The organism is Streptomyces antimicrobicus (assembly GCF_020532625.1).
Lineage (GTDB): Bacteria > Actinomycetota > Actinomycetes > Streptomycetales > Streptomycetaceae > Streptomyces > Streptomyces antimicrobicus.
On record NZ_JAJAUY010000058.1, the window covers coordinates 1 to 21,712 of the forward strand.

Annotated in this window: 19 protein-coding genes; 13 read left to right on the top strand and 6 right to left on the bottom strand. The window is 69.4% G+C overall.

Going from position 1 to position 21,712, the window contains the following annotated elements; genetic code table 11:
- The 9 genes from LG632_RS16320 to LG632_RS16360 all read left to right on the top strand — a co-directional run.
- A partial coding sequence (locus LG632_RS16320) for a hypothetical protein (RefSeq protein WP_226728037.1) occupies positions 1-943 on the top strand: 943 nt, incomplete at its 5' end.
- A 137-nt stretch (positions 944-1,080) separates the two neighbouring features.
- Entirely contained in the window at positions 1,081-2,325 is a 1,245-nt protein-coding gene (locus LG632_RS16325; protein ID WP_226728068.1) for an amidohydrolase, read from the top strand.
- Between the two features lie 298 nt (positions 2,326-2,623).
- Positions 2,624-3,676, top strand: a complete 1,053-nt coding sequence (locus LG632_RS16330) for a BMP family lipoprotein (protein ID WP_226728038.1) — start codon at positions 2,624-2,626, stop codon at positions 3,674-3,676.
- 224 nt (positions 3,677-3,900) lie between these two features.
- Positions 3,901-5,556 carry an ABC transporter ATP-binding protein gene (locus LG632_RS16335; protein ID WP_226728069.1) on the top strand — a complete coding sequence of 552 codons (1,656 nt, stop codon included), beginning with the start codon at positions 3,901-3,903 and terminating at the stop codon, positions 5,554-5,556.
- The gene (locus LG632_RS16340) at positions 5,553-6,665 is read left to right on the top strand and encodes an ABC transporter permease (RefSeq protein ID WP_226728039.1); all 1,113 of its coding nucleotides are present in this window, start codon (positions 5,553-5,555) and stop codon (positions 6,663-6,665) included. Before LG632_RS16335 ends, LG632_RS16340 begins: the two co-directional genes overlap by 4 nt.
- Positions 6,662-7,927, top strand: coding sequence for an ABC transporter permease (locus LG632_RS16345; protein ID WP_226728040.1), 1,266 nt, complete (start codon positions 6,662-6,664; stop codon positions 7,925-7,927). Before LG632_RS16340 ends, LG632_RS16345 begins: the two co-directional genes overlap by 4 nt.
- Complete coding sequence (locus tag LG632_RS16350) at positions 7,924-8,322, top strand: cytidine deaminase (protein ID WP_226728041.1); 399 nt, start codon at positions 7,924-7,926, stop codon at positions 8,320-8,322. Before LG632_RS16345 ends, LG632_RS16350 begins: the two co-directional genes overlap by 4 nt.
- Positions 8,323-8,467: 145 nt before the next feature.
- Positions 8,468-9,745, top strand: coding sequence for a thymidine phosphorylase (locus tag LG632_RS16355; RefSeq protein WP_226728042.1), 1,278 nt, complete (start codon positions 8,468-8,470; stop codon positions 9,743-9,745).
- A 131-nt stretch (positions 9,746-9,876) separates the two neighbouring features.
- Positions 9,877-10,167, top strand: a complete 291-nt coding sequence (locus LG632_RS16360) for an STAS domain-containing protein (protein ID WP_226728043.1) — start codon at positions 9,877-9,879, stop codon at positions 10,165-10,167.
- Here LG632_RS16360 and LG632_RS16365 read toward each other — a convergent pair.
- Complete coding sequence (locus LG632_RS16365) at positions 10,164-10,835, bottom strand: hypothetical protein (protein ID WP_226728044.1); 672 nt, start codon at positions 10,833-10,835, stop codon at positions 10,164-10,166. The genes LG632_RS16360 and LG632_RS16365 overlap by 4 nt on opposite strands.
- A 15-nt stretch (positions 10,836-10,850) precedes the next feature.
- Here LG632_RS16365 and LG632_RS16370 point away from each other — a divergent pair, with 15 nt between their 5' ends.
- Positions 10,851-14,282, top strand: coding sequence for a polymorphic toxin-type HINT domain-containing protein (locus LG632_RS16370; RefSeq protein WP_226728045.1), 3,432 nt, complete (start codon positions 10,851-10,853; stop codon positions 14,280-14,282).
- Complete coding sequence (locus LG632_RS16375; protein ID WP_226728046.1) at positions 14,254-14,727, top strand: hypothetical protein; 474 nt, start codon at positions 14,254-14,256, stop codon at positions 14,725-14,727. Before LG632_RS16370 ends, LG632_RS16375 begins: the two co-directional genes overlap by 29 nt.
- Positions 14,728-15,512: 785 nt before the next feature.
- On the opposite strand, the gene LG632_RS16380 is transcribed toward LG632_RS16375, so the two are convergent.
- On the bottom strand, positions 15,513-15,677 hold the full coding sequence (locus tag LG632_RS16380; RefSeq protein WP_226728047.1) for a hypothetical protein: 165 nt from the start codon (positions 15,675-15,677) through the stop codon (positions 15,513-15,515).
- Between the two features lie 528 nt (positions 15,678-16,205).
- On the opposite strand from LG632_RS16380, the gene LG632_RS16385 reads away from it, so the two are divergent.
- A complete protein-coding gene (locus LG632_RS16385; protein ID WP_226728048.1) occupies positions 16,206-16,421 on the top strand; it encodes a hypothetical protein in 216 nt (71 codons plus the stop codon).
- A gap of 618 nt (positions 16,422-17,039) precedes the next feature.
- Here the strand turns inward: LG632_RS16385 and LG632_RS16390 are convergent.
- From LG632_RS16390 to LG632_RS16405, 4 genes are all read right to left on the bottom strand, one after another.
- Positions 17,040-17,435 carry a hypothetical protein gene (locus LG632_RS16390; RefSeq protein ID WP_226728049.1) on the bottom strand — a complete coding sequence of 132 codons (396 nt, stop codon included), beginning with the start codon at positions 17,433-17,435 and terminating at the stop codon, positions 17,040-17,042.
- A 208-nt stretch (positions 17,436-17,643) separates the two neighbouring features.
- The gene (locus LG632_RS16395) at positions 17,644-18,636 is read right to left on the bottom strand and encodes a sigma-70 family RNA polymerase sigma factor (protein WP_226728050.1); all 993 of its coding nucleotides are present in this window, start codon (positions 18,634-18,636) and stop codon (positions 17,644-17,646) included.
- Between the two features lie 16 nt (positions 18,637-18,652).
- Complete coding sequence (locus LG632_RS16400) at positions 18,653-19,309, bottom strand: L,D-transpeptidase family protein (protein ID WP_226728070.1); 657 nt, start codon at positions 19,307-19,309, stop codon at positions 18,653-18,655.
- A gap of 153 nt (positions 19,310-19,462) precedes the next feature.
- Positions 19,463-20,479, bottom strand: a complete 1,017-nt coding sequence (locus tag LG632_RS16405) for a ScbA/BarX family gamma-butyrolactone biosynthesis protein (protein WP_226728051.1) — start codon at positions 20,477-20,479, stop codon at positions 19,463-19,465.
- Positions 20,480-20,917: 438 nt separating this feature from the next.
- Here LG632_RS16405 and LG632_RS16410 point away from each other — a divergent pair, with 438 nt between their 5' ends.
- On the top strand, positions 20,918-21,595 hold the full coding sequence (locus LG632_RS16410; protein ID WP_226728052.1) for a ScbR family autoregulator-binding transcription factor: 678 nt from the start codon (positions 20,918-20,920) through the stop codon (positions 21,593-21,595).
- The last annotated feature ends 117 nt before the right edge of the window (positions 21,596-21,712 follow it).

Sequence of the window (21,712 nt, forward strand, 5' to 3'; positions counted from 1 at the left end):
CGTCGTCCTGCCGCCGACCGACCCGATGTCCCGCGGCCAGCTGCGGCGCGTGGCCGGGCTGGCGCGGGACGAGGGGCACCAGGTGCGGTGGCAGGAGGCCCGCGGCGGCGGCCTCGCGCCCCTCAAGGCACTGGCCGCGCTCGCCGGGGACGTCCGGCGCGCGGAGCGGATCGTCGTCGGCGACCCGTTCTCCCGGTTCGTGCAGCTGCTGCTGGCCCCGGCCCGGGCCGCGGAGCTGGTGGTCGTCGACGACGGCACGGCCACCATGGAGTTCGTCGCCCAGCTGGGCCGGGGCGAGCGGCTGCGCCGCTGGCACCGCACCGGCGGCGGGGCCCTGGGCCGGGCGCGCGAGCTGGCGTACGCGCCGGTGGCGGCCACCGCCCGGCGCCGGCTGCGCCGCGTCGAGCTGTTCACCTCCATGCCGGTCACCCCGCTGGAGGGCATGCGGCTGCGGCTGAACGACTTCGGCTGGACCCGGGCCCGCTTCGGCCCGCCCCGGCTGACCCGGGGCACGGACCTGGTCGGCACCTCGCTGGTGGAGACCGGGGTGGTCGACCCGGACCGCTACCTGGAGGCCGTCCGGGCGCTGGCCGCCGAGCACGGGGCCACCCGCTACTTCGCCCACCGGCGGGAGTCCGCCGAGAAGCTGCGCGGGCTGGGCGAGGCCACCGGGCTGGAGATCGTCCGGCCGGACCTGCCGCTGGAGCTGATCGCCCGGCGCGGTCCCGTGGGTCGTACGATCGTCAGCTTTCCGTCCACGGTCGTCCACACACTGCCGTACGCGCTCTGCGGCACCGGTGTGACCGTCGCCGTGGTGGACGTGGACCCCGCCTGGCTCACCGGCCGGGCCTCGCCCCGGGCCCGCGGCTTCCTCGCCGGGGTGGCCGAAACCGCCCGTGATGTGCAAAGACTCCCGGCCGTGACCGCCTCGGCGGCCGGATGAGCGGCGGAGTTTACCCCTCGGGACCGGAGGCCATGCACCCGGAGGACGGTTTTTTCTCCACGAACGGGTAGAAGATTTGCTGATCTCCAGCCAGTTGACCTAGTGGTGCGCCTACTCTTCAACGGGTGAACCAGTTGATGTCCCGCGAGTCCCAGACCGCCCTGCCCGGAAAGCCCGCTCAGCCCGAGCTGCCCGGCAAGCTCCCGGAGAATCTGCGTTCTGAACTGATCGCGTTCCGCCGGGACTTGCACATGCATCCCGAGCTCGGCCACCAGGAGTTCCGCACGACCGCCGCGATCAAGGCGAGGCTGGAGAAAGCCGGCCTGCGACCACGCGTGCTGAAGTCCGGGACCGGCCTCATCTGCGACGTGGGCACCTGGGACGGCGTACGGCCGATGCTGGCCCTGCGCGCGGACATCGACGCCCTGCCCATTCCCGATGCCAAGACCCACGTGCCGTACCGCTCCACCTTCCCGGACCGGGCCCACGCCTGCGGCCACGACGTGCACACCACCACCGTGCTCGGCGCCGGCCTGGTGCTGGCCCAGCTGGACCGGCAGGGGCTGCTGCCCCGGCCCGTGCGGCTGCTGTTCCAGCCCGCCGAGGAGGTGCTGCCGGGCGGGGCCACCGAGGCCATCGACGCCGGGGTGCTGGACGGGGTCGGGCAGATCATCGCCGTGCACTGCGACCCCCGGGTGGACGCCGGCAGGATCGGCCTGCGGCCCGGGCCGATCACCTCGGCCTGCGACCGGCTGGAGGTCACCCTGTCCGGCGCCGGCGGCCACACCGCCCGCCCGCACCTGACCACCGACCTGGTCACGGCGGCGGCCCGGGTCGCCGTGGACGTCCCGGCACTGCTGGCCCGCCGGATGGACGCCCGCTCGGGCATGTCCGTCACCTGGGGCCGCATCGAGGCCGGGCACGCGTGCAACGTGATCCCGATGCACGCGGAGCTCTCCGGGACCGTGCGCTGCCTGGACCTGAACGCCTGGCACGAGGCCCCTGACCAGCTCTACGCCGCGATCGACGAGATCGCCACGATGCACGGCGCCAAGTTCGAGATCAACCACGTCCGCGGCGTCCCGCCGGTCGTGAACGACCCGGTGGTCACCGAGCTGCTGCGCGAGGCCATGACCGCCCGCCGGGGCGCGGAGTCCGTCGAGGACACCGAGCAGAGCCTGGGCGGCGAGGACTTCTCCTGGTACCTGGAGCACGTGCCGGGCGCGATGGCCCGGCTCGGGGTCCGCACGCCGGGCGACACCACCAAGCGGGACCTGCACCGCGGGGACTTCGACGTGGACGAGTCCGCGATCGGGGTCGGCGTGGAGTTCTTCACCGCCGCGGCCCTGCTCGACGGGCGCCGGGCGAGGCCGCTGGGCTAGTCGCGCGCGGAGGCAGCCGGGCCGGTCGGGGCGAGGCCGCCGGGCCGGTCGCCGCGAGGCGCTGGGCCGACCCGGGGAGATCCCCGTACACCACCCGCGTGTCCGCCGCCGGAAGCGTCCAGCCCTTGATACACAAGGGCTGGGCGTCAGGCGCGTTACCGATCGGTCACTGTCCGGTTCGCGACGATCCGATAACGACTCATGAACGGGCCTTTAACTGACATCTACGCGCGTTACGATCGCGGCGAAACCAGCGCCGGTCAGTGGCGCTTCGGTCAGGTTTTGAAGGAGCCTCCCCTTGCGCCGGATCACCAGGATCGCAACCGTGAGTGTCGCGTCCGCGGCCCTCGCCCTGAGCGCCACCGCGTGTGGCGGTAAGAAGTCCTCCGACTCGTCCTCGTCCTCGTCCTCCGAGAAGTCGGCCGCCATCGCCTACGACATCGGCGGTCGCGGTGACCAGTCCTTCAACGACGCCGCCTACGCGGGTCTGGAGAAGGCCGAGAAGGACCTGAAGATCAAGGGCGCGGAGGCCGAGCCCACCGAGGGCGAGAGCGAGGCCGACAAGGTCCAGCGCCTCACCGAGCTCGCGCGCAAGGGCAACAACCCGGTCATCGGCGTCGGCTTCGCCTACGCCCCGGCCATCAAGAAGGTCGCCGAGAAGTTCCCGAAGACCACCTTCGGCCTGATCGACGACACCTCGGTGACCGGCCCGAACATCGCGAACCTGGTCTTCAACGAGGAGCAGGGCTCCTACCTGGCCGGCGTCGCCGCCGCCAAGGCCTCCAAGACCGGCACGGTCGGCTTCATCGGCGGTGTCGAGGTCCCGCTGATCAAGAAGTTCGAGGCGGGCTTCACCCAGGGCGTCAAGGACACCAACCCCAACGCCAAGGTGCTGTCGGCCTACCTGACCCAGCCGCCGGACTTCACCGGTTTCGCCAAGCCCGACCTCGGCAAGGCCGCTGCCAAGGGCCAGCTCGACGGTGGCGCCGACGTGGTCTACGCCGCGGCCGGCCTCGCCGGCTCGGGTGCCATCGAGGCCACCGCCAACGCGGGCAAGTGGGCCGTCGGTGTCGACTCCGACCAGTACAACCAGGCGGGCCTGGCCAAGTACAAGGACAAGATCCTGACCTCGGTCACCAAGGACGTGCAGTCCGCCGTCTACAACCTGATCAAGTCGGTCCAGGACGGCACCCCGCAGACGGGTGAGGTCCGCTACGGCCTCGACAAGAACGGCGTCGGCCTCGCCGACTCCAACCCGGAGTACAAGAAGATGGCCGAGGTGATCGCCGCCGTCGAGAAGGCCAAGGCGGACATCATCGCCAAGAAGATCACGGTCAAGACCGCCCCGTAAGGGACGGCCCGACCGGGCGAACGACACGGGGGGTCCGGGTAGCGGCTCACGCTGCTCCCGGACCCCGCGCCTCGTTCACCGGCCCGAACTCAGTGGCCCCAACCTGGCCACAACTTTTCACTTTCGACAGTGCTACGCGCGTAGAGGTCTCGTGGACGCGATACCGTCGCCCCCCGCCCTGTCCCCCCTGCCTTCCAGCTCCTTCGCGCCAAGGAGAGTGCGTCATCACCGCGTCCAGCCCCCCCGCCGTTGAACTGCACGGCATCACCAAGCGTTTCCCCGGCGTCGTCGCCAACAAGGACATCGCCATCACCGTCCGCAAGGGCACGGTCCACGCCCTCATCGGTGAGAACGGTGCCGGCAAGTCGACCCTGATGAAGATCCTCTACGGCATGCAGAAGCCGGACGAGGGCACCATCGCCATCGACGGGGAGCAGGTCTCCTTCAACAACCCCGGCGACGCCATCGCCCGCGGCATCGGCATGGTGCACCAGCACTTCATGCTGGCCGACAACCTCACCGTCCTGGAGAACGTCGTCCTCGGCGGCGAGAAGCTCTACGGCATCGGCGCCAAGGCCCGCCGCAAGATCCTGGAGATCTCGGACGCGTACGGCCTCGGCGTGCGCCCGGACGCCCTGGTCGAGGACCTCGGCGTCGCCGACCGCCAGCGCGTGGAGATCCTCAAGGTCCTCTACCGCGGCGCCCGCACGCTGATCCTCGACGAGCCCACCGCGGTGCTCGTGCCGCAGGAGGTCGACGCGCTGTTCGACAACCTGCGCGAGCTCAAGGCCGAGGGCCTGACCGTCATCTTCATCTCGCACAAGCTGGGCGAGGTGCTGAAGGTCGCCGACGACATCACCGTCATCCGCCGCGGCACCACGGTCGGCACCGCCGACCCGAAGACCGCCACGACCAAGCAGCTCGCCGAGCTGATGGTCGGCAGCGAGCTGCCGACGCCGGAGACGCGGGAGTCGACGGTGACGGACGTGGCGATGCTGAAGGTCGAGGGCGTGACCCTGGCCGAGGCCGGCGGCGTCGTGCAGCAGATCCCGGCCCAGCCCGGCGCCCCGGAGGACGACACCTACCTCCACGAGACCGCCACCGCCGGCCGTCTGCTGCTGGACGACATCAGCTTCACCATCCACAAGGGCGAGATCCTCGGTATCGCCGGTGTCGAGGGCAACGGGCAGACCGAGCTCATCGAGGTCCTCATGGGCATGAGCACCCCGGACGCCGGTGTGGTCACCCTCGACGGCCAGGACATCACCAAGCTGCCGGTGCGCAAGCGCCGCGAGGGCGGCATCGGGTACATCCCCGAGGACCGCCACCGCCACGGCCTGCTGCTGGAGTCCCCGCTGTGGGAGAACCGCATCCTCGGTCACGTCACCGAGGCGCCCAACTCCAAGCGCGGCATCCTGGACCCGAAGGCGGCCCGCAAGGACACCGAGCGGATCGTGCGCGAGTACGACGTGCGCACGCCCGGCATCGACGTCACGGCGGCCTCGCTGTCCGGCGGCAACCAGCAGAAGCTGATCGTCGGCCGCGAGATGAGCCACAACCCGAAGTTCCTGATCGCCGCCCACCCCACCCGCGGTGTGGACGTCGGCGCGCAGGCGCAGATCTGGGACGCGATCCGCGAGGCCCGCCGCGAGGGCCTGGCCGTGCTGCTGATCTCGGCCGACCTGGACGAACTCATCGGCCTGTCCGACACCCTCCGCGTCATCTACCGCGGCCGCCTGGTCGCCGACGCCGACCCGGCCACGATCACGCCCGAGGAGCTCGGCACCGCCATGACGGGCGCCGCGACCGGGCACCTGGAAGCAACCGACGACCACTCCGCCGCTGCCGACGGTGACACGACGGAGGACGAGGCCCGATGAAGAAATTCGACAAGGACCGGCTGCTGCTCGCGGCCGCCGGCCCCGCGCTCGCGCTGGTCAGCGCCTTCGTACTGACCATGATCGTGCTGGCCGCCTCGGGCGTGGACCCGATCGACCCGCTGCGCATCATGATCGAGCAGGCCGGTTACGAGGACATCCAGGTCCTGATCGTCAACCAGGCCGGCATCTACTTCCTGGCAGCCCTGGCCGTCGCCATCGGCTTCCGGATGAACCTCTTCAACATCGGCGTCGACGGCCAGTACCGGCTCGCGGCGATGCTCTCCGCCGTGGTCGGCGCGGCGGTCTCGCTGCCCGGTCCGCTGCACGTCCTGCTGATCGTGGCCGTGGCCATGCTCACCGGTGCCTTCTGGGCCGGTATCGCGGGTGTGCTCAAGGCCCGCCGCGGCGTGAGCGAGGTCGTCTCCACGATCATGCTCAACGCGATCGCGACCTCGCTGATCGCCTGGCTGATCCTGCCGAAGAACTTCGGCGTCCAGCCGGCCGGTTCCAACGACCTCACCACCGGCGACATCCCCGAGTCCGGCTGGTTCCCGGCGGTCTCCCTGCCGGGCGGTGACATCTACGGCTTCACCTTCGTGGCGTTCGCCCTGGGCGTCGTCTACTGGTTCGTGCTCAACCGCACCCGCTTCGGCTTCGACCTGCGCGCCTCGGGCGCCAGCGAGTCCGCGGCGCAGGCGTCCGGCGTGGAGCCCAAGAAGATGATCATGACCTCGATGCTCATCTCGGGCGCGGTCGCGGGTCTGACGGGCATGCCGCTGCTGCTCGGCGAGTCGCACACGTACAACCTGTCGTTCCCGCTGGGCATCGGCTTCACCGGTATCACCGTCGCCCTGCTCGGCCGCAACAACCCCGTCGGCATCTTCTTCTCGGCCCTCCTGATCGCCTTCATCGACAAGGCCTCCGCCGGTCTCGACACGGCCGGTTACGCCAAGGAGATCGGCACGATCATGCAGGGCCTGATCGTGATCGCCGTCGTCGTCAGCTACGAGCTCGTCCGCCGCTACGGCATCCGCCGCCAGCAGCAGAAGGTCGGCGAGGAGCTGGCCGCCGGCCACGCCATCAAGACCGAGAAGGAGGTCGCGGCGTGAGCACCAGCACCGTTTCCGCGACGAGCGCCGCGCCCAAGAAGGGCGGCGGCCGCCGCAAGCTCACCCTGCCCTGGATCCTGCTGATCATCGCGGGCGGGCTGGCCCTGATCTCCCTGGTCCGGGTCATCTCCGGGGCCAACGACCTGACCTCCGTCGGCCAGGTCTCCGGCGCCCTCCAGCTCGCCGTGCCGATCGCCCTCGCGGGCCTCGGCGGCCTGTGGGCCGAGCGCGCGGGCGTGGTCAACATCGGCCTCGAAGGCATGATGATCCTCGGCACCTGGTTCGGTGCCTGGGCCGGCTACCAGTGGGGTCCGTGGACCGGCGTCCTCATGGGCGTCGTCGGCGGTGCCCTCGGCGGCCTGCTGCACGCGATCATCACGGTCACCTTCAACGTGAACCACATCGTCTCCGGTGTCGCGGTCAACATCCTGGCCGTCGGTTTCACGCAGTACCTGTCGAACTTCACCTTCGACAAGACCCCGGGCGGCTCCTCCAAGCAGTCCCCCCGGATCGACCCCATCACCGAGATCACGATTCCCGGGCTCTCGGACTGGCTGGCCACGCTCCAGGCCAAGCACTGGTTCCTGGTCTCCGACGTCGCCGGCGTGCTCGGCGGCCTGGTCACCAACCTGTCGCTGCTGACGGTCCTGGCCGTCGTGCTGGTCCCGGTCACCTGGTGGGTGCTGTGGCGCACCGCCTTCGGCCTGCGCCTGCGCTCCTGCGGTGAGAACCCGGTCGCCGCCGAGTCCCTCGGCGTCAACGTCTACAAGTACAAGTACATCGCCGTGATCGTCTCCGGCGCGATGGCCGGCCTCGGCGGCGCGTTCCTCGCGATCGTCTCCACCGGCATCTACCAGGAGGGCCAGACCGGCGGCCGCGGCTACATCGGTCTCGCCGCGATGATCTTCGGCAACTGGATGCCGGGCGGCATGGCCCTCGGCTCGGGCCTGTTCGGCTTCACCTACAGCCTCCGGCTGCGCGGTGGCGCCGAGAACGTCCACGCGATGCTGCTGCTCCTGGCGATCCTGCTCGTGCTGGTCGTCGTGTGGCAGCTGTACAAGAAGAAGTACGTGCAGGCCGCGATCGCCGCGGCGTGCTCGGCCGGCCTGTTCCTCTGGTACGCCCTGACGGACTCGGTCCCGAGCCAGTTCGTCGACGCCGCGCCGTACGTCACCACCCTGCTGGTGCTGGCCCTGTCGGCGCAGCGGCTGCGGATGCCCAAGGCGGACGGCATGCCGTACCGCAAGGGGCAGGGCAAGTGACGACCGAGCCCGCCATCGGCTGGGAGGCCCTGCGGGAGGCCGCCCGGGACGCCATGTCCCGGGCGTACGCCCCCTACTCGGGCTTCCCGGTCGGCGTCGCCGCCGTGGTGGACGACGGCCGGCTGGTCACCGGCTGCAACGTCGAGAACGCCAGCTACGGGCTCGGCCTGTGCGCCGAGTGCGGGCTGGTCTCCCAGCTGCAGAACACCGGTGGCGGCCGGCTGACCCACTTCACCTGCGTGGACGGCAAGGGCGCCCTGCTCGTCCCGTGCGGCCGCTGCCGGCAACTGCTCTACGAGTTCGGCGGCCCCGACCTCCAGGTCGACACTCCCGAGGGCGTCCTGCCGCTGGCCGCGATGCTGCCGCAGGCCTTCGGGCCCGACCACCTGGGATAGCCGTGCCGACGGCCCTCCGCTCCCTGCCGGGCGGAGGGCCGTCGTGTTCACTGTCCCCGACACCCTTTTCCTCCTCGACCCCCCTCTTCGACTCTCTATGCGCGTAGAAGGTCCGCGCGTAGCGCAGGAAGTAAGGAAGTTCCCTATGGACGTCATCTCCGTCATCCGCACCAAGCGCGACCGCGGTGAGCTGAGCCCCGAGCAGATCGACTGGGTCATCGACGCGTACACGCGCGGCGTGGTCGCCGACGAGCAGATGTCCGCGCTGGCCATGGCCATCCTGCTCAACGGCATGAACCGGGCCGAGATCGCCCGCTGGACCGCCGCGATGATCGCCAGCGGCGAGCGGATGGACTTCTCCTCCCTGTCCCGCCCGACCGCCGACAAGCACTCCACCGGCGGCGTCGGCGACAAGATCACCCTGCCGCTCGCCCCGCTGGTCGCCGCCTGCGGCGCCGCCGTACCGCAGCTGTCGGGCCGCGGCCTCGGCCACACCGGCGGCACCCTGGACAAGCTGGAGTCCATCCCCGGCTGGCGGGCGCTGCTGTCGAACGAGGAGATGCTGCACGTCCTCGACACCACCGGAGCGGTGATCTGCGCGGCCGGTGACGGCCTGGCCCCGGCGGACAAGAAGCTCTACGCGCTGCGCGACGTCACGGGCACGGTCGAGGCCATCCCGCTGATCGCCTCCTCCATCATGTCCAAGAAGATCGCCGAGGGCACCGGCTCCCTGGTCCTGGACGTGAAGGTCGGCTCCGGCGCCTTCATGAAGAACATCGAGGACGCCCGCGAGCTGGCCCGCACCATGGTCGGCCTCGGCACGGACAGCGGCGTCAAGACGGTCGCACTGCTGACCGACATGTCGACCCCGCTGGGCCTGACCGCCGGCAACGCCCTCGAGGTCCGCGAGTCCGTCGAGGTCCTGGCCGGCGGCGGCCCGGCCGACGTGGTGGAGCTGACCGTCGCGCTGGCCAAGGAGATGCTGGACGCGGCGGGCATCAAGGACGCCGACCCGGCCAAGGCCCTCGCGGACGGCTCCGCCATGGACGTGTGGCGCCGCATGATCGCCGCCCAGGGCGGCGACCCGGACGCGGCCCTGCCGGTCGCCCGCGAGCAGCACGTGGTCACCGCCCCCGAGTCGGGCGTCCTGACCCGCCTGGACGCGTACGGCGTGGGCGTCGGCGCCTGGCGCCTGGGCGCGGGCCGGGCCCGCAAGGAGGACCCGGTGCAGGCGGGTGCGGGCATCGAGCTGCACGCGAAGCCGGGCGACACGGTCACCGCGGGCCAGCCGCTGATGACCCTGCACACGGACACCCCGGAGAAGTTCGACTACGCCCTGGCGGCCCTGGAGGGCACCTTCGACATCGCGGCGGCGGGCACGGAGTTCAGCGCCCCGCCGATCGTGCTCGACCGCATCGCCTGACCTGCGGCTTCCCTTCCGGGTGAACGGGACCGGCGGACCCCCGCCGGTCCCGTTCGGCATGCGGGGGCCCGCACCGCAGGGCCGACCGCGGGCGGCCGATGAGTCCGGGGCCGCCGGGAGGTCACCACGGCGTGGACGAAACGACGGTGACCCTTCCCCTGCCCGGCCCCGCCATCGCCCCGGCCCAGGTGCCGCTGCTGTGCCGGCGCCTGGAGCGCCTCTACGCGTCGGGGGCGGTGGGAGCGGTGGTCTGTGACGCCACCGCCCTCACCGCCCCCGACCTCACGTCGCTCGACGCCCTCACCCGCCTGACCCTGCTGTCCCGCCGCCACGGCAGTTCCCTGCCGATCCACGGAGCAGGGCCCGCCTTGCGGGCCCTGCTCACCTTGACGGGCTTGGACGAGGTGCTCGTCCTGGGCTAGCCGATGGAGGAGAAGGCGTTCCAGCCCTCCTCGTCGACGCGCCAGGGGTTCTGGGCGGTGCTGCCGCCGTAGAAGAGGTGCAGTGTGCCGTCCTTGCGGGTCAGGTAGAAGTCCGGGAAGCCGTCGTCGTTGAGGTCGGTCGTGCCGCGGACGAGGGGCCAGGTGGCACGGTCCCAGCCGGGTGTGCCGTACTCGCCCGCTCCGCCGTAGGGTCCGCCCAGACCGTAGAGCCGGTCGCCGTCCAGGGACGCCGCGGCGGTGCCGATCGAGACCAGGTCGACGCCGCCGTTCGCACCTGGCTTGCCCTTCCGCAGGACCAGGCGCTGCGGGGACGTGGCGTCGTCGCGGAAGATCAGGTCCGGGACGTTGTCCTTGTTGGCGTCGCGGACCCCGACGATGTCCCGCTTGCTCCAACCGGCGCCGCCGATCTGCTTGACCGAGGTGAAGCTGGCGCCCGTGTAACCGGTGAAGGCCCAGAAGGTGTCGCCGTTGTCGGCAAGGGCGAAGAAGTCCGCCATGCCGTCACCGGTGACGTCCTCGGTCGGGACGAGCTGGGTGAACCCGGCCGGGTCCGGCGAGCCGGCCGGCAGCAGCATCTCCATGCGGCGGCTGATGTCGAAGCGGCCGAAGCCGTCGCCCGGGTAGACGTACAGCTTGCCGTCGGGCATGCGGGCGATCAGGTGGTGAGACCCGACGCCAACGTCACGTCGTACACGTACGACATCCGCGGCAAGCTGGTGAAGGTCACCGACCCCGCGCTGAACACGTGGACGTACACCTACGACGCGCGCGGCCGGAAGACCGCCTCGTCCGACCCGGACATGGGTAACGCGTCGTTGGGCTACGACAACCTGGACCGCCTGGTCTGGGCGAAGGACTCGGCCGGCCGTGCGCAGTACACGACGTACGACGTCCTCGGCCGGACCACGGCGCTGCGTGACGACACGGCGAACGGTCCGCTGGTCGCGGCGTTCACCTTCGACACGCTGCCGGGCGCCAAGGGCAAGCCGGTCGCCTCGACCCGTTACTACGACGGCAAGGCGTACACGAGTGAGGTCACGGGCTACGACGCGGAGTACCGGCCGACCGGCACCAAGATCACCATCCCGGACGCGCCGACCACGAAGGGCCTCGCGGGGACGTACGCATACACGTCCACGTACACCCCGACCGGCAAGCCGCTGACGACCAACCTCCCGGCCACCCCGGGCGGCCTGGCCGCGGAGCGGCTCGTCACCCGCTACAACGCCCAGGGCGCGCCGATCACCCTGTCCGGTCTGGACTGGTACGCGGCGGAGACGGTCTACAGCCCGTTCGGCGAGGTCATGCGCACCGCGGTGGGCAGTGCCCCGCGCCGCGTGTGGGCGACGAACCTGTACGACAAGAACACGCGTCGGCTGACGGACTCGATCACGGACCGGGAGACCCCGAACCAGCCGGACCCGGCCAACCCCAACCGCATCAGCCGGCTCTCGTACGCGTACGACCCGGTCGGCAACATCACGTCGATCACGGACACCCAGCCGGGCAGCCGCATCGACAAGCAGTGCTTCACGTACGACCCGATGGGCCAGCTGACGCAGGCCTGGACGGGCAAGACGTGCAGCGGCGACGTCAAGGCCGACGTCACTCCGGGCCCGGACGGTGACGGCTACTGGCAGGAGTACTCCTTCGACCCGATCGGCAACCGCACCAAGCTGGTCGACCACGACCTGGTCGACCCGGCGCTGAACGACGAGTTCACGTACGAGTACGGCGTGACGGTCGCGGGCAACGGCACCCAGCCGCCGGTCAAGACGCAGCCGCACGCCTTGACGAAGGTGAACCAGACCACCCGCAAGCCGGGCTCCACGGTCACCTCGCAGTCGACGTACGGCTACGACAGCGCGGGCAACACCACGCGCCGCACGATCGGCGGCGACACCCAGACCCTGAACTGGGACCGCCGCAACAAGCTCACCTCGGCGACGAGCCCGGGCATCGGCGCGGTGGCGATCAAGGGCCTCGCGGACAAGTGCCTGGACCTGCAGTCCGGCAACACGGCCGACGGCACCTCGCTCCAGCTGCACAGCTGCAACGCGACCAAGGCCCAGCAGTGGCGCCTGACGGGTGACACGCTGCGCTTCCAGGACAAGTGCGTCACCAACCAGAGCGGCACGCCGCGGCTGGCGGCGTGCGACGGCAGCGCGGCGCAGAAGTTCGTGTACCGCCCGGGTGACAAGACGATCCACCACCCGGCGACGAACCAGTGCCTGGACGTCCCCGCGGGCAACAGCGCCGACGGCACGGTCCTGAACATCTGGACCTGCAACGGCGCGCCGTCCCAGGTGTGGTCGTTCAGCGACACGACCACGTACCTGTACGACGCTTCAGGTAACCGCCTGATCGAGGACAACGGCAGCACGCGCACCCTGTACCTGGGCGAGAGCGTGATCACGGTGAACTCGGCCGGCCAGGCCCTGGACGCCCAGCGCTACTACGCGGCCCCGGGCGGCCTGACGACGGTCCGCCGGACGTTCGGCAAGACCTCCGGCCACAACCTGTTCGTCCAGGTCTCCGACCACCACGGCACGGGCACGACCTCGATCGACCAGGCGAACGGCCAGGCGGTGACGCGCCGCAAGTTCGACCCCTACGGCAACCCTCGGGGCAACCAGGCCACCAACTGGCCGGGCACCCGCACGTTCCTCGGCACGGGCGTGGCCGACGCCTCGACCTCGCTGACCCACATCGGCGCCCGCGAGTACGAGTCGCAGACGGGCCGCTTCATCTCGGTCGACCCGATCATCGACTTGACCGACCCGCTCCAGATGAACGGCTACACGTACGCCAACGGCAACCCCGTCGGCAATTCCGACCCGAGCGGAATGCTGCTCTACGAGGGGATGAACGGCGGTGGGTTCGACAGCGGTGGTTGCGGCGGCTGCAACACCGCAGATGCGAACGCGGGCCGGTACAAGAGCTACGACGAGCCCGACGACGGTGACAACTACGTCAACATTGGCCCGACCGAGGTCCACTACAGCAGCCAGCAGGCCCTCGACGCTGCATTCAAGAAGGTCTACAAGGCGCACCCGGAGATCCAGGGACGATACGACTGGGTCTCGGGCTGCCTCCGTCAGGGCGGCGGCTGCAGCGCCGGCATAGACTTCCTCCCCGCCGTCTTCTCGCGGGAAATGTGCAACATGGAAGGGATCCATTGCGTCAATTCTGCTGATCGTCTTTCCTTCTATGCGGGCAAGGCCCTCTACGCTGAGCTCGAATTCGGCGCCGGCATGCAGGGGCCGATCGCGAACATCCTCAAGTCGATCGAGAGCCGACTCGTCGGGAAGCCGAAACCGAAGTCGGAGCCGGCACCCGCCAAAGAATGCAAGAACAGTTTCACGCCGGATACACCCGTGCTCCTGGCGGACGGCACCGAGAAGGCCATCAAGGACCTGCAGCCGGGTGACTTCGTCCTCGCCACGGATCCGGAGACCCGGAGGACCGAAGCCAAGGAAGTCACGGCTTTGATCCACACCGAGGACGACAAGGACTACGTCGACCTCACCGTCCAGGGCCTGGACGGCGCGGAAACAATCACCACGACTGCGCACCACCCCTTCTGGTCGGAGGCCGAAGCCGCCTGGGTCGACGCCGGCGACCTGAGGGTCGGTACCGAGCTGCGGACGGCAGAGGGCGGCACGGCCACGGTGAACCGCGTGCACGTCCACCGCGCAGACATGGAGACGTACAACCTCACCGTCGCGGACTTCCACACGTACTATGTGCTGGCGGGCGAGACGCCAGTTCTCGTTCACAATGCAAATTCGAAGCCATGTCTAACCGGATACGAGAACCCTGGTCACCATGACCCTCACGGCGGCCCGAACCCGTACAATCCCAAGAAGGGCGTCCTACCGGCCGATGCGGAGAGCCAGTTCCAGAACAGCACGCTAGTCAGTGGCGTTCGCTGGACAAAGATTGGTACGGGGAAGAAGGCGGTTTACTACAGGTATTCTGATAACGGTCATGGGCAGTGGCATTGGAGTGGCAGTACCAATGGTCGCGATAATCGGGGGAATCCTGTAGAGATTCCGATGGAGCATGTCCCAATTCAAATACGGCGAGGCTAAGTTGAGATTTTTGGATGACGCCGGCCAGTTCGGCTTGCTCGTTAGCCCTCTTCCTGGTCATCGCATGTTCCGCTTCCAGATTCTTGTCGGCGGACGATTGATTGGCGATCAGGAGGGATGCATCCTTGGGTCGATTATGGCTCAACTCGAAGATCGCCCGCGGATCGACGATGCGAAATTTGATGTCGAGCTCGATCCAACCGACCTTATGGACATGCTAGCTGCCGACGAATCTCTCTACGACGTCACGATGATGTCGAGCGTCGAGTCGCTTGACGGATGGACGTTGCATGGCTTCTTCCGTGCGGATCGCTTCTTGCTCCTGGCGAGAGAGGTCGTGCGGGATGGAGGTGGGGAAATCTTGGTCGGGAGCGTCGAAAGGGCAGATTACGATTCGATCGTTGAGGCGGCTCGTGACTTTTGGCTCAAGTCTCAACTTCAATGAAAAAGGGAGACTGGCGTCTCCGGTTATGTTCTTGCCTGACGGCAGCGGTTGACGGCAACGGCGGCGGACACCAGGGCTGTTCGCCGCCGTTGTGGTGCGTGGGTCAGGGGTGGTCGACAGCGTTCCCGAGCGCCGTTCATGAGATCCCGTTGGAGGTGGAGGCGTTCACGGTGGCGGTCACGCCGATGTGGGTGTGACGAGGGGGAGTCCGACGTCTTCCTTGACGGCGCTTCACACCTGGGGCGGTAGTGCTCTCGATGCCCCCGTCCGCCGCCGCAGCCCGCACCGCCAGGCCGACTTACTACCTCTGGCCCGCGGCTTGCCGTTCCTGTTCAGAGGTTTCTCTACTTGTTCAAGGGCGTCCCGCTGACGCGGGCCGCGCGCCCGGCCCGGTGGGGCCGCCGCCCGCTCCTGTCTGCCGCCCCGCTTGGCGACGACCCCGCCGGTCCGGGCGCTTAACAGCCAGCACAGCAAGCCACCTGGGGCGCTGCCCCAGACCCCGGGCCTCGCTCTGAGGAGCAGGGGGTCGAATCTCGGGTGCGGCTTCGTCGTGGTGAGTGGTCGCGGGCGCGGGTGGGGGTCCCTCGTCGCCCGGTCACCGGAGGCATTTCAGGAACCTACGGGAGCCGCCAAGGCCGAGCGCATGCGTCACGGGGTGAGCCTTGGCGGCCCTCGGGGAACCCTGGTCCGGCGAAGCTGCCCGACCGACGAGGGGCCTCACCCGCTCAGGTCCGGAATATGCCGGAGGCTGACTCCGGCCAGCGGACGACTAGCTCCGAGGGCGCTCACGACGCCAGCAGTTCGGCGACCTCCGGCACGTCACGATAGGCGTGCAGGTGATCGAGCACGATCCTCGTGCGTTCCGCCGTGCGTTCGCTGCCGCTCTGCCCCAAGGCAAGCATCCGCCCCGCAGTTCCCGCCGCGGCCTCGGGCTCGTTGGCGTAGGCCACGGACAGCCAGGAAAGGTGCAGCGCCAGCTCCCGGGCGTGGCTGGCGTCGTAGAGTCAGAGAACGTCCGTCAGCAGCGGCACGGCCCGCAGCGGGCGCCGCAGTTCGGTGTAGATGCGGGCCTCCATGACCTGCAATTCCCCTGCGTCCATCCAGTACAGGTCACGACGGAGAGTCGGTGCCGGCCGAGTCCTCGGACAGCGCCTCGGCCGCTTCCGCGAGGACGGTCATCGCCGGCCGTCCTGCCCGGCACGGGTATACGCCGAGGCCAACCGGTCCAGTGCAGCGCGCGAGCCTTCGCCGGGGCGTACGGACCCGCGTCCTTCAGCGCGGCGCAGGCCAATCCCACTGCGTCCGCTGTCCGGCCGGTGTTGTTCCACTGGTAGGCCAGCGAGCCCGCCACGTTCCCGGACAGCACACCGTCCTCGGCGGCCTGTGCGGCGCTCATGCCGAGCCGGTAGATGCGCTCCGCCTCGGCATGCTCCCCGGCATCGGCGGCCACCCACCCGGCGATCTGCGTCGACTCTACAATGCAGTACGGGAGTTCGCGCCCCGCTTTTTCGGTGTGTGCCCTCGCGGTAGAGCTTCACCGCCGCTTGAAAAAATTCGCGCAGCGTGGGCCCGATCAGGTCTTTGCCGTAGACCACGTCGTCGGCCAGCCGCAGGCCGTGAACCCGCTGGGCCAGGTCGGCCACCTGTCCGGCTTCGATCCGGCGACCCGCACGAGCACGCAGCAGGGCCAGTGAGTCGCCCTCGAGCGGGAAGTCGGCGACAGACCGGACACGCGGCGAGGAGTCGACCGGCTGAACGGCCTTCGCTCTCTCCAGCATCTTGCGCAGAACCTGAAGCGCCTGCGCGAGGAAGGGCAGCCACTCGCGCGGAGACCGCGTCCCGATCTCCCAACAGCACACGTCATTTCGCGTCGGCGGGACGCGCCAAGGAGCAGCCTCAGCCAGTGCCTCGGCGAGCCGCCGCTGACTCCGACCACGCGCCAGGCGCAGCCGCCTGGCCAGTTCCCCGACTGTCGAGGGGTAGCGCGTAGCGCACGTAGTGTGCTGGCGGGGGAGCACTTCGGTCCTCGTTCACAATTCAGATTGGTGTACCCCCGAGGAACGCATCGAAGACGCTGCGGACATCGGTGACGGTCACGCGGGAAGCGAGCATGCCGGTGACTTTCCGGGACTTTCACCCAGGATATTGGCGACCCCGCCCGGGGTGTTATGCAGGATCCGGCCCGTACGAAACCGCTGGGCAGCGGGCGGAGAGCGTATCAGGGGAAAGAGTGGGTCCACGATCGTGATTCACGACCCGATGCATCCGGATGGCGGTACGATCTTCCGCCGAGATCCGACGGCGATTGACGATTACTGGGACGGGTTGAAATGATGCCTGAAACTCCTGTGTTGGCGAGTGACCTGCTCACCGCGGACGAGGTCGCGTGGCTGCAGCGTGCACTCCTGGAATGGGGTGGACCGGCTCGATGCGGTGATGAGCTCGCTGTCGGCGTGGGGTTCGAAGGTGTGCAGGATCTCGTTGGCCAATGCGGCAGGTTGCGTGCCGAACTCGGAGAAGGCGTTTCCGATAGCCCCGGTCGATTGGGCGCGCATATTGCTGGCCGCAGAGATTGTCTTCGTCAGCAATCTTGCAGGTTCGGGATGCGAATGGACGACGACCACAGGATTTAGCGACGAATCGAACATTCGAACCCTGCGTGCAATCCAGATCAAGTTGGCCAGAGTGGTAAGGTCGTGCTTTGGCAAGCGGCCGAGTCTGTGAGCTATGCCTGATTCCGCAATCGTTTGCTGTATAGCTGGAGCAAAATTGAAGCCCCGTCAGGTGCATCCTGGCGGCGCTTCTGCGTGGGGGATGGCAGTAGTTGACGGCAAAAACTGGGGCCTGCCCCAATGGCGTTCAGTGCGTGTGCGGCAGCACCGCAACAAAGCCTTTCGCGGTGCTGTGCCCTGACGTCTACGCCAGGTGGTCCGGCAGGCCGAACAGCGGGAACCAGCGGGCTGTGTCCAGGAAGGCGTTCAGGCCCGTGATGCGGCCCGAGGTGATCTCCAGGACCTGGAGGGCCCACGGGGAGTGGCCGCCCGACGGGTTCGGGCGGTACTGGGCGAAGGCCGGCATGCCGTTGGCCGTGGTGGGCAGGAGGCGGGAGCCCTTGCAGCCTATGCCCTGGTTCAGGTGCCAGGCGGCGATGTCCTGCTTGCCCTGGAGCCACAGGTCGTACGGCGGCATCGACAGGACCGCGTCCTCGTGGAGGAGGGCCGTGAGGGACGTGATGTCGTACGACTCGAAGGCCTGGAGGTAGCGGGTCAGGAGTTCCTGCTGCTCGGCGTCCAGGGGGTCCGCCGGTTCCGAGGCCCTGATCTGGTGGGCCGACATCGTGGCCCGGGCGCGCTGGAGGGCGCTGTTCACCGAGGCGACCGTCGTGTCCAGGAGGGTCGCGACCTCGTCCGCCTTCCAGGACAGGACCTCGCGCAGGATCAGGACGGCCCGCTGCTTCGGGGGCAGGTGCTGGAGCGCCGACATGAAGGCCAGCCGGATCGACTCCTTGGCCAGGGTGGACTCGGCCGGGTCCGCCGAGAGGACCTTCGCGTCCGGGACCGGCTCCAGCCAGGTGATCTCGGGGCGGGTGTTCAGGACCGCCGTCGCCTGGCTGCCCTGGTCCGTCAGGTCCATCGGGCGGGCGCGGCGGTTGCCCGCCTTGAGGGCGTCCAGGCAGACGTTCGTGGCGATGCGGTAGAGCCACGAGCGGAGCGAGGAGCGGCCCTCGAAGCGGTCGTACGAGCGCCAGGCGCGCACGTACGTGTCCTGGACCGCGTCCTCCGCGTCGAAGGACGAGCCGAGCATGCGGTAGCAGTAACCGGTCAGTTCCACCCTGTACGCGGCCAGTGCCTCGTCCAGGGCCGTCGTCGTCGCCGTCATGTGCGTGACGCTACTCCTGGCCTCTGACAATCGCCGCCGGAGCCGGTCACGTGCCGGGCTTGCGGCCGTAGACGTACACGTCGTCGCCGCCCCGCAGCAGGCCCCAGTACGCCTTGGCGTCCGCGTGGGTCATGTTCACGCAGCCGCCCGAGCCCGGCGGGTTCCACATGCTCTTGTCGGTGGCGTGGAAGGCGATGCCGCCGTCGAAGAACTGCGAGTACGGCATCCACACGTTGTACAGCGTCGACCAGTGCTTGATGCTGCGGTAGTAGATCTTGTTGTGGCCGGTGCGGGTCTCCGTGCCGTCCTTGCCCGTGCGGACCGGGACCGGGCCGTACTTCAGCACGGAGCCGTCCTGGATCCACGACAGCTGGCGGGTCAGGTCCACGCAGGCGATGCGGCCCACGTTGGTCGGGCAGGCGCCGTCCCGGTTCGGGTTCTTGCCCGCCGCGCGCTGCGCCAGCATCGTGCTCATCGTGCGCCAGGTCAGCGGTCCGGCGTAGCCCTCGGTCGGGGTGATGCCGTGCTGGGCCTGGAAGGACCTGATGGCCTTGCAGTCCGACGCCGACTGGACGCCGTTGACGGGGAGGCCGAGGAAGGACTCCACCTGGCGCTGGTACGGCCCCGTGCTCAGGTTGCAGGAGGCGGCCGCGGCGGGGGCCGCCGATATTGCCGTCAGGGGGACGGCCAGCGCCGCCGCCACGAGCGCGCCCGTCAGTGTGCGTGTCCTCGGCTTCACGCCGTCCCTCCCGATGTTGCGAGCTGCGCCTCCAGTTGTACGGCCTCGGAGGCGGGGCGGGGAAGACCTCCCGTCCGCCTCCGCCCCCCTCGACTACGCCCGTTGCATGACGTCCGGTCAGGAGTGGGCGTAGACCGGCCGCGCGGCCGCGACGACCGGCTCGTCCGTCATCAGGCGGGTGGTGCCGACGCGCGCCGTGAACAGGACCTGGCCGTTCTGGTGGATGGTCACCGCGACCTCGCCGGTGCGCAGGTCCTGCTCCGCCTCGACCCAGGTGGGGGCGTCGAGTTCGGCGAAGCGCGTGAAGCGGGTCTCCATGGCGGTGGCGACCGTCGGCAGCGGCCCCGACACCACGTGGGCCGCCTGCCGGGCCGCCTCCAGGAGGAGGGCGCCGGGGACGTGGTCGACGGGGTGGTCGAAGAGGACCGGGTGGGAGGTGTCCACGCGCAGCTGCCAGCGGTTGGCGACGCGGGTGGCGGCCAGGACGACGTTCTCGCGCAGCTTGTGCCCGACCCGGTGGGCGGGCAGCGGCAGCGGGACCGGGACGGTGGCGGCCAGGGCCGCTTCCTTGTCGGCGTACGCGCCGCGCAGCCGGCGGTAGACGGCGGGCGCGTGGACGGTGAAGCGGGTCTCGGCGCTGCCGAGCCGGACGCCGTCGCGGCGGGCCTCGACGTGCAGGGACAGGGCGGCCAGCGAGCCGCGGCGGTGGAGCACGTCGTGGCAGTCGACGTAGAGGGTGACCTCGGCCGGGAGCAGGCCGGCGCGCAGGGCCTCGGTGCCGGGCTCGGTGCGGTAGCTGAAGTGCTCCCAGATGAGGTGGTGGCCGAACGGAACGGTGTACGCCGCATGGGAGAGGAGCGGGAAGACCTGACGAACCGTTTCCGCGAACAGCATCGGGTCATGGACACCGTGGCGCGAGCGGTAGAAGCTGTGCGAGCGCGGCCACTGGGCGGTGACGGTGAAGGCGTCGTCGTCGGTCCGGTGCCAGCCCGTCAGGAGGACCTCGGCGAGGGCCGCCTTGTGCACGTACTCACGGGGGACGGTGGTGGTGACGGTGGCGGGCGGCTCGGCCGGCCCGCCGAACGTGAACCGGGAGGCGGCGCCGGACTGGTGCTGGGCGTACTCGAACTCCATGTGGATCCCCCTGAAGAATGTGCATACGGGCACGGGCGTGGCTCGGGCTTGCTCGGGCGTCGTCGCTCGGAACGCGGAACGCCGATCGGGCTTGGTGCGGGCCGTGGCGCGGTGTGCGGTGTGCGGTGTGCCGGGCGTGGTGGCACGGGCATGGCTCAGGCGTGGCGCTGGTGTGGCACGACAGGCGGGGCGCCAGCGGGGTGAGGGGCGGAACCGGAGTTCCCCCTGTGGCTGACCCGTCACGGCTTAAAGTAGAGAGTGCTCGTTTTGTTTGTCGAGTGGGAAGCGATTGAAACCCGAGAGTGGCTTGATCTGACCGCCTCAGGATGCGTTGATCGTCCCTGAGGACCCCATGGGCGCTTCGCATAACATAGAGGGCGTTCGCTTTTTTGCGATGGGGGACCGTCAGATAGCCATCCAGTGGTAGTTGGAGTGATCGTGTCGCAGCCAAGGCAAGCCCGAGCCATCCGGACCCGGGAGAAGATCATCCGGGCCGCAGCCGAGGTGTTCGACGAGAGCGGCTTCTCCGGCGCGAGCATGAACAAGATCGTGCGCAGGGCCGAGACGACCATGGGGGCGATGTACTTCCACTTCGCGTCCAAGGAGGAGATCGCCCAGACGGTCATGAACGAGCAGGCGGCCGACCTCACCTTCCCGGACGGCGAGGACGGACTCCAGCGGCTGCTCGACATCAACCTCGAGGTCGCCCACCAGATGCGCACCAACGTGCTGTTCCGCGCGGGCGTCCGCCTGGCCGTTGAGCAGGGAGATTTCGGGATGCGGGACGCCGCTCCCTACCAGCTGTGGACCGAGCTGTTCCGGGAGCAGCTGCAGGCCGCGGCCCGCCGCGGCGAGCTGCTGCCGGGGGTGGACACGGCCGAGTTCGCCGAGATCCTCGTCGGCGCGTACACGGGCACCCAGCTGATGTCCAACATCACCACCGGCCGCGAGAACCTGATAGAGCGCATCGCGACGCTCTGGCGCTACCTGCTGCCCTCCATCGCCTCGCCCGAGGTGATCGCCCGCCTCGACCTCACCGGCCGGGCCGCCGCCGCCCGGAAGCGGGCGCGGAAGGCGGCCGGGGCGGCGGGCGAGAAGGTGTCCGAGAAGGCCTGAGCGCGCGTCCGGGGTCGTGCGACCCCGGCTCCCGAGGCGCTCGTGCCGCGGGTGTCGCCGCGGCCAACTGTGCGGTCTGCAGGGAGAAGTGGTGATTCGTCAGGCGCCCGGAGGTTG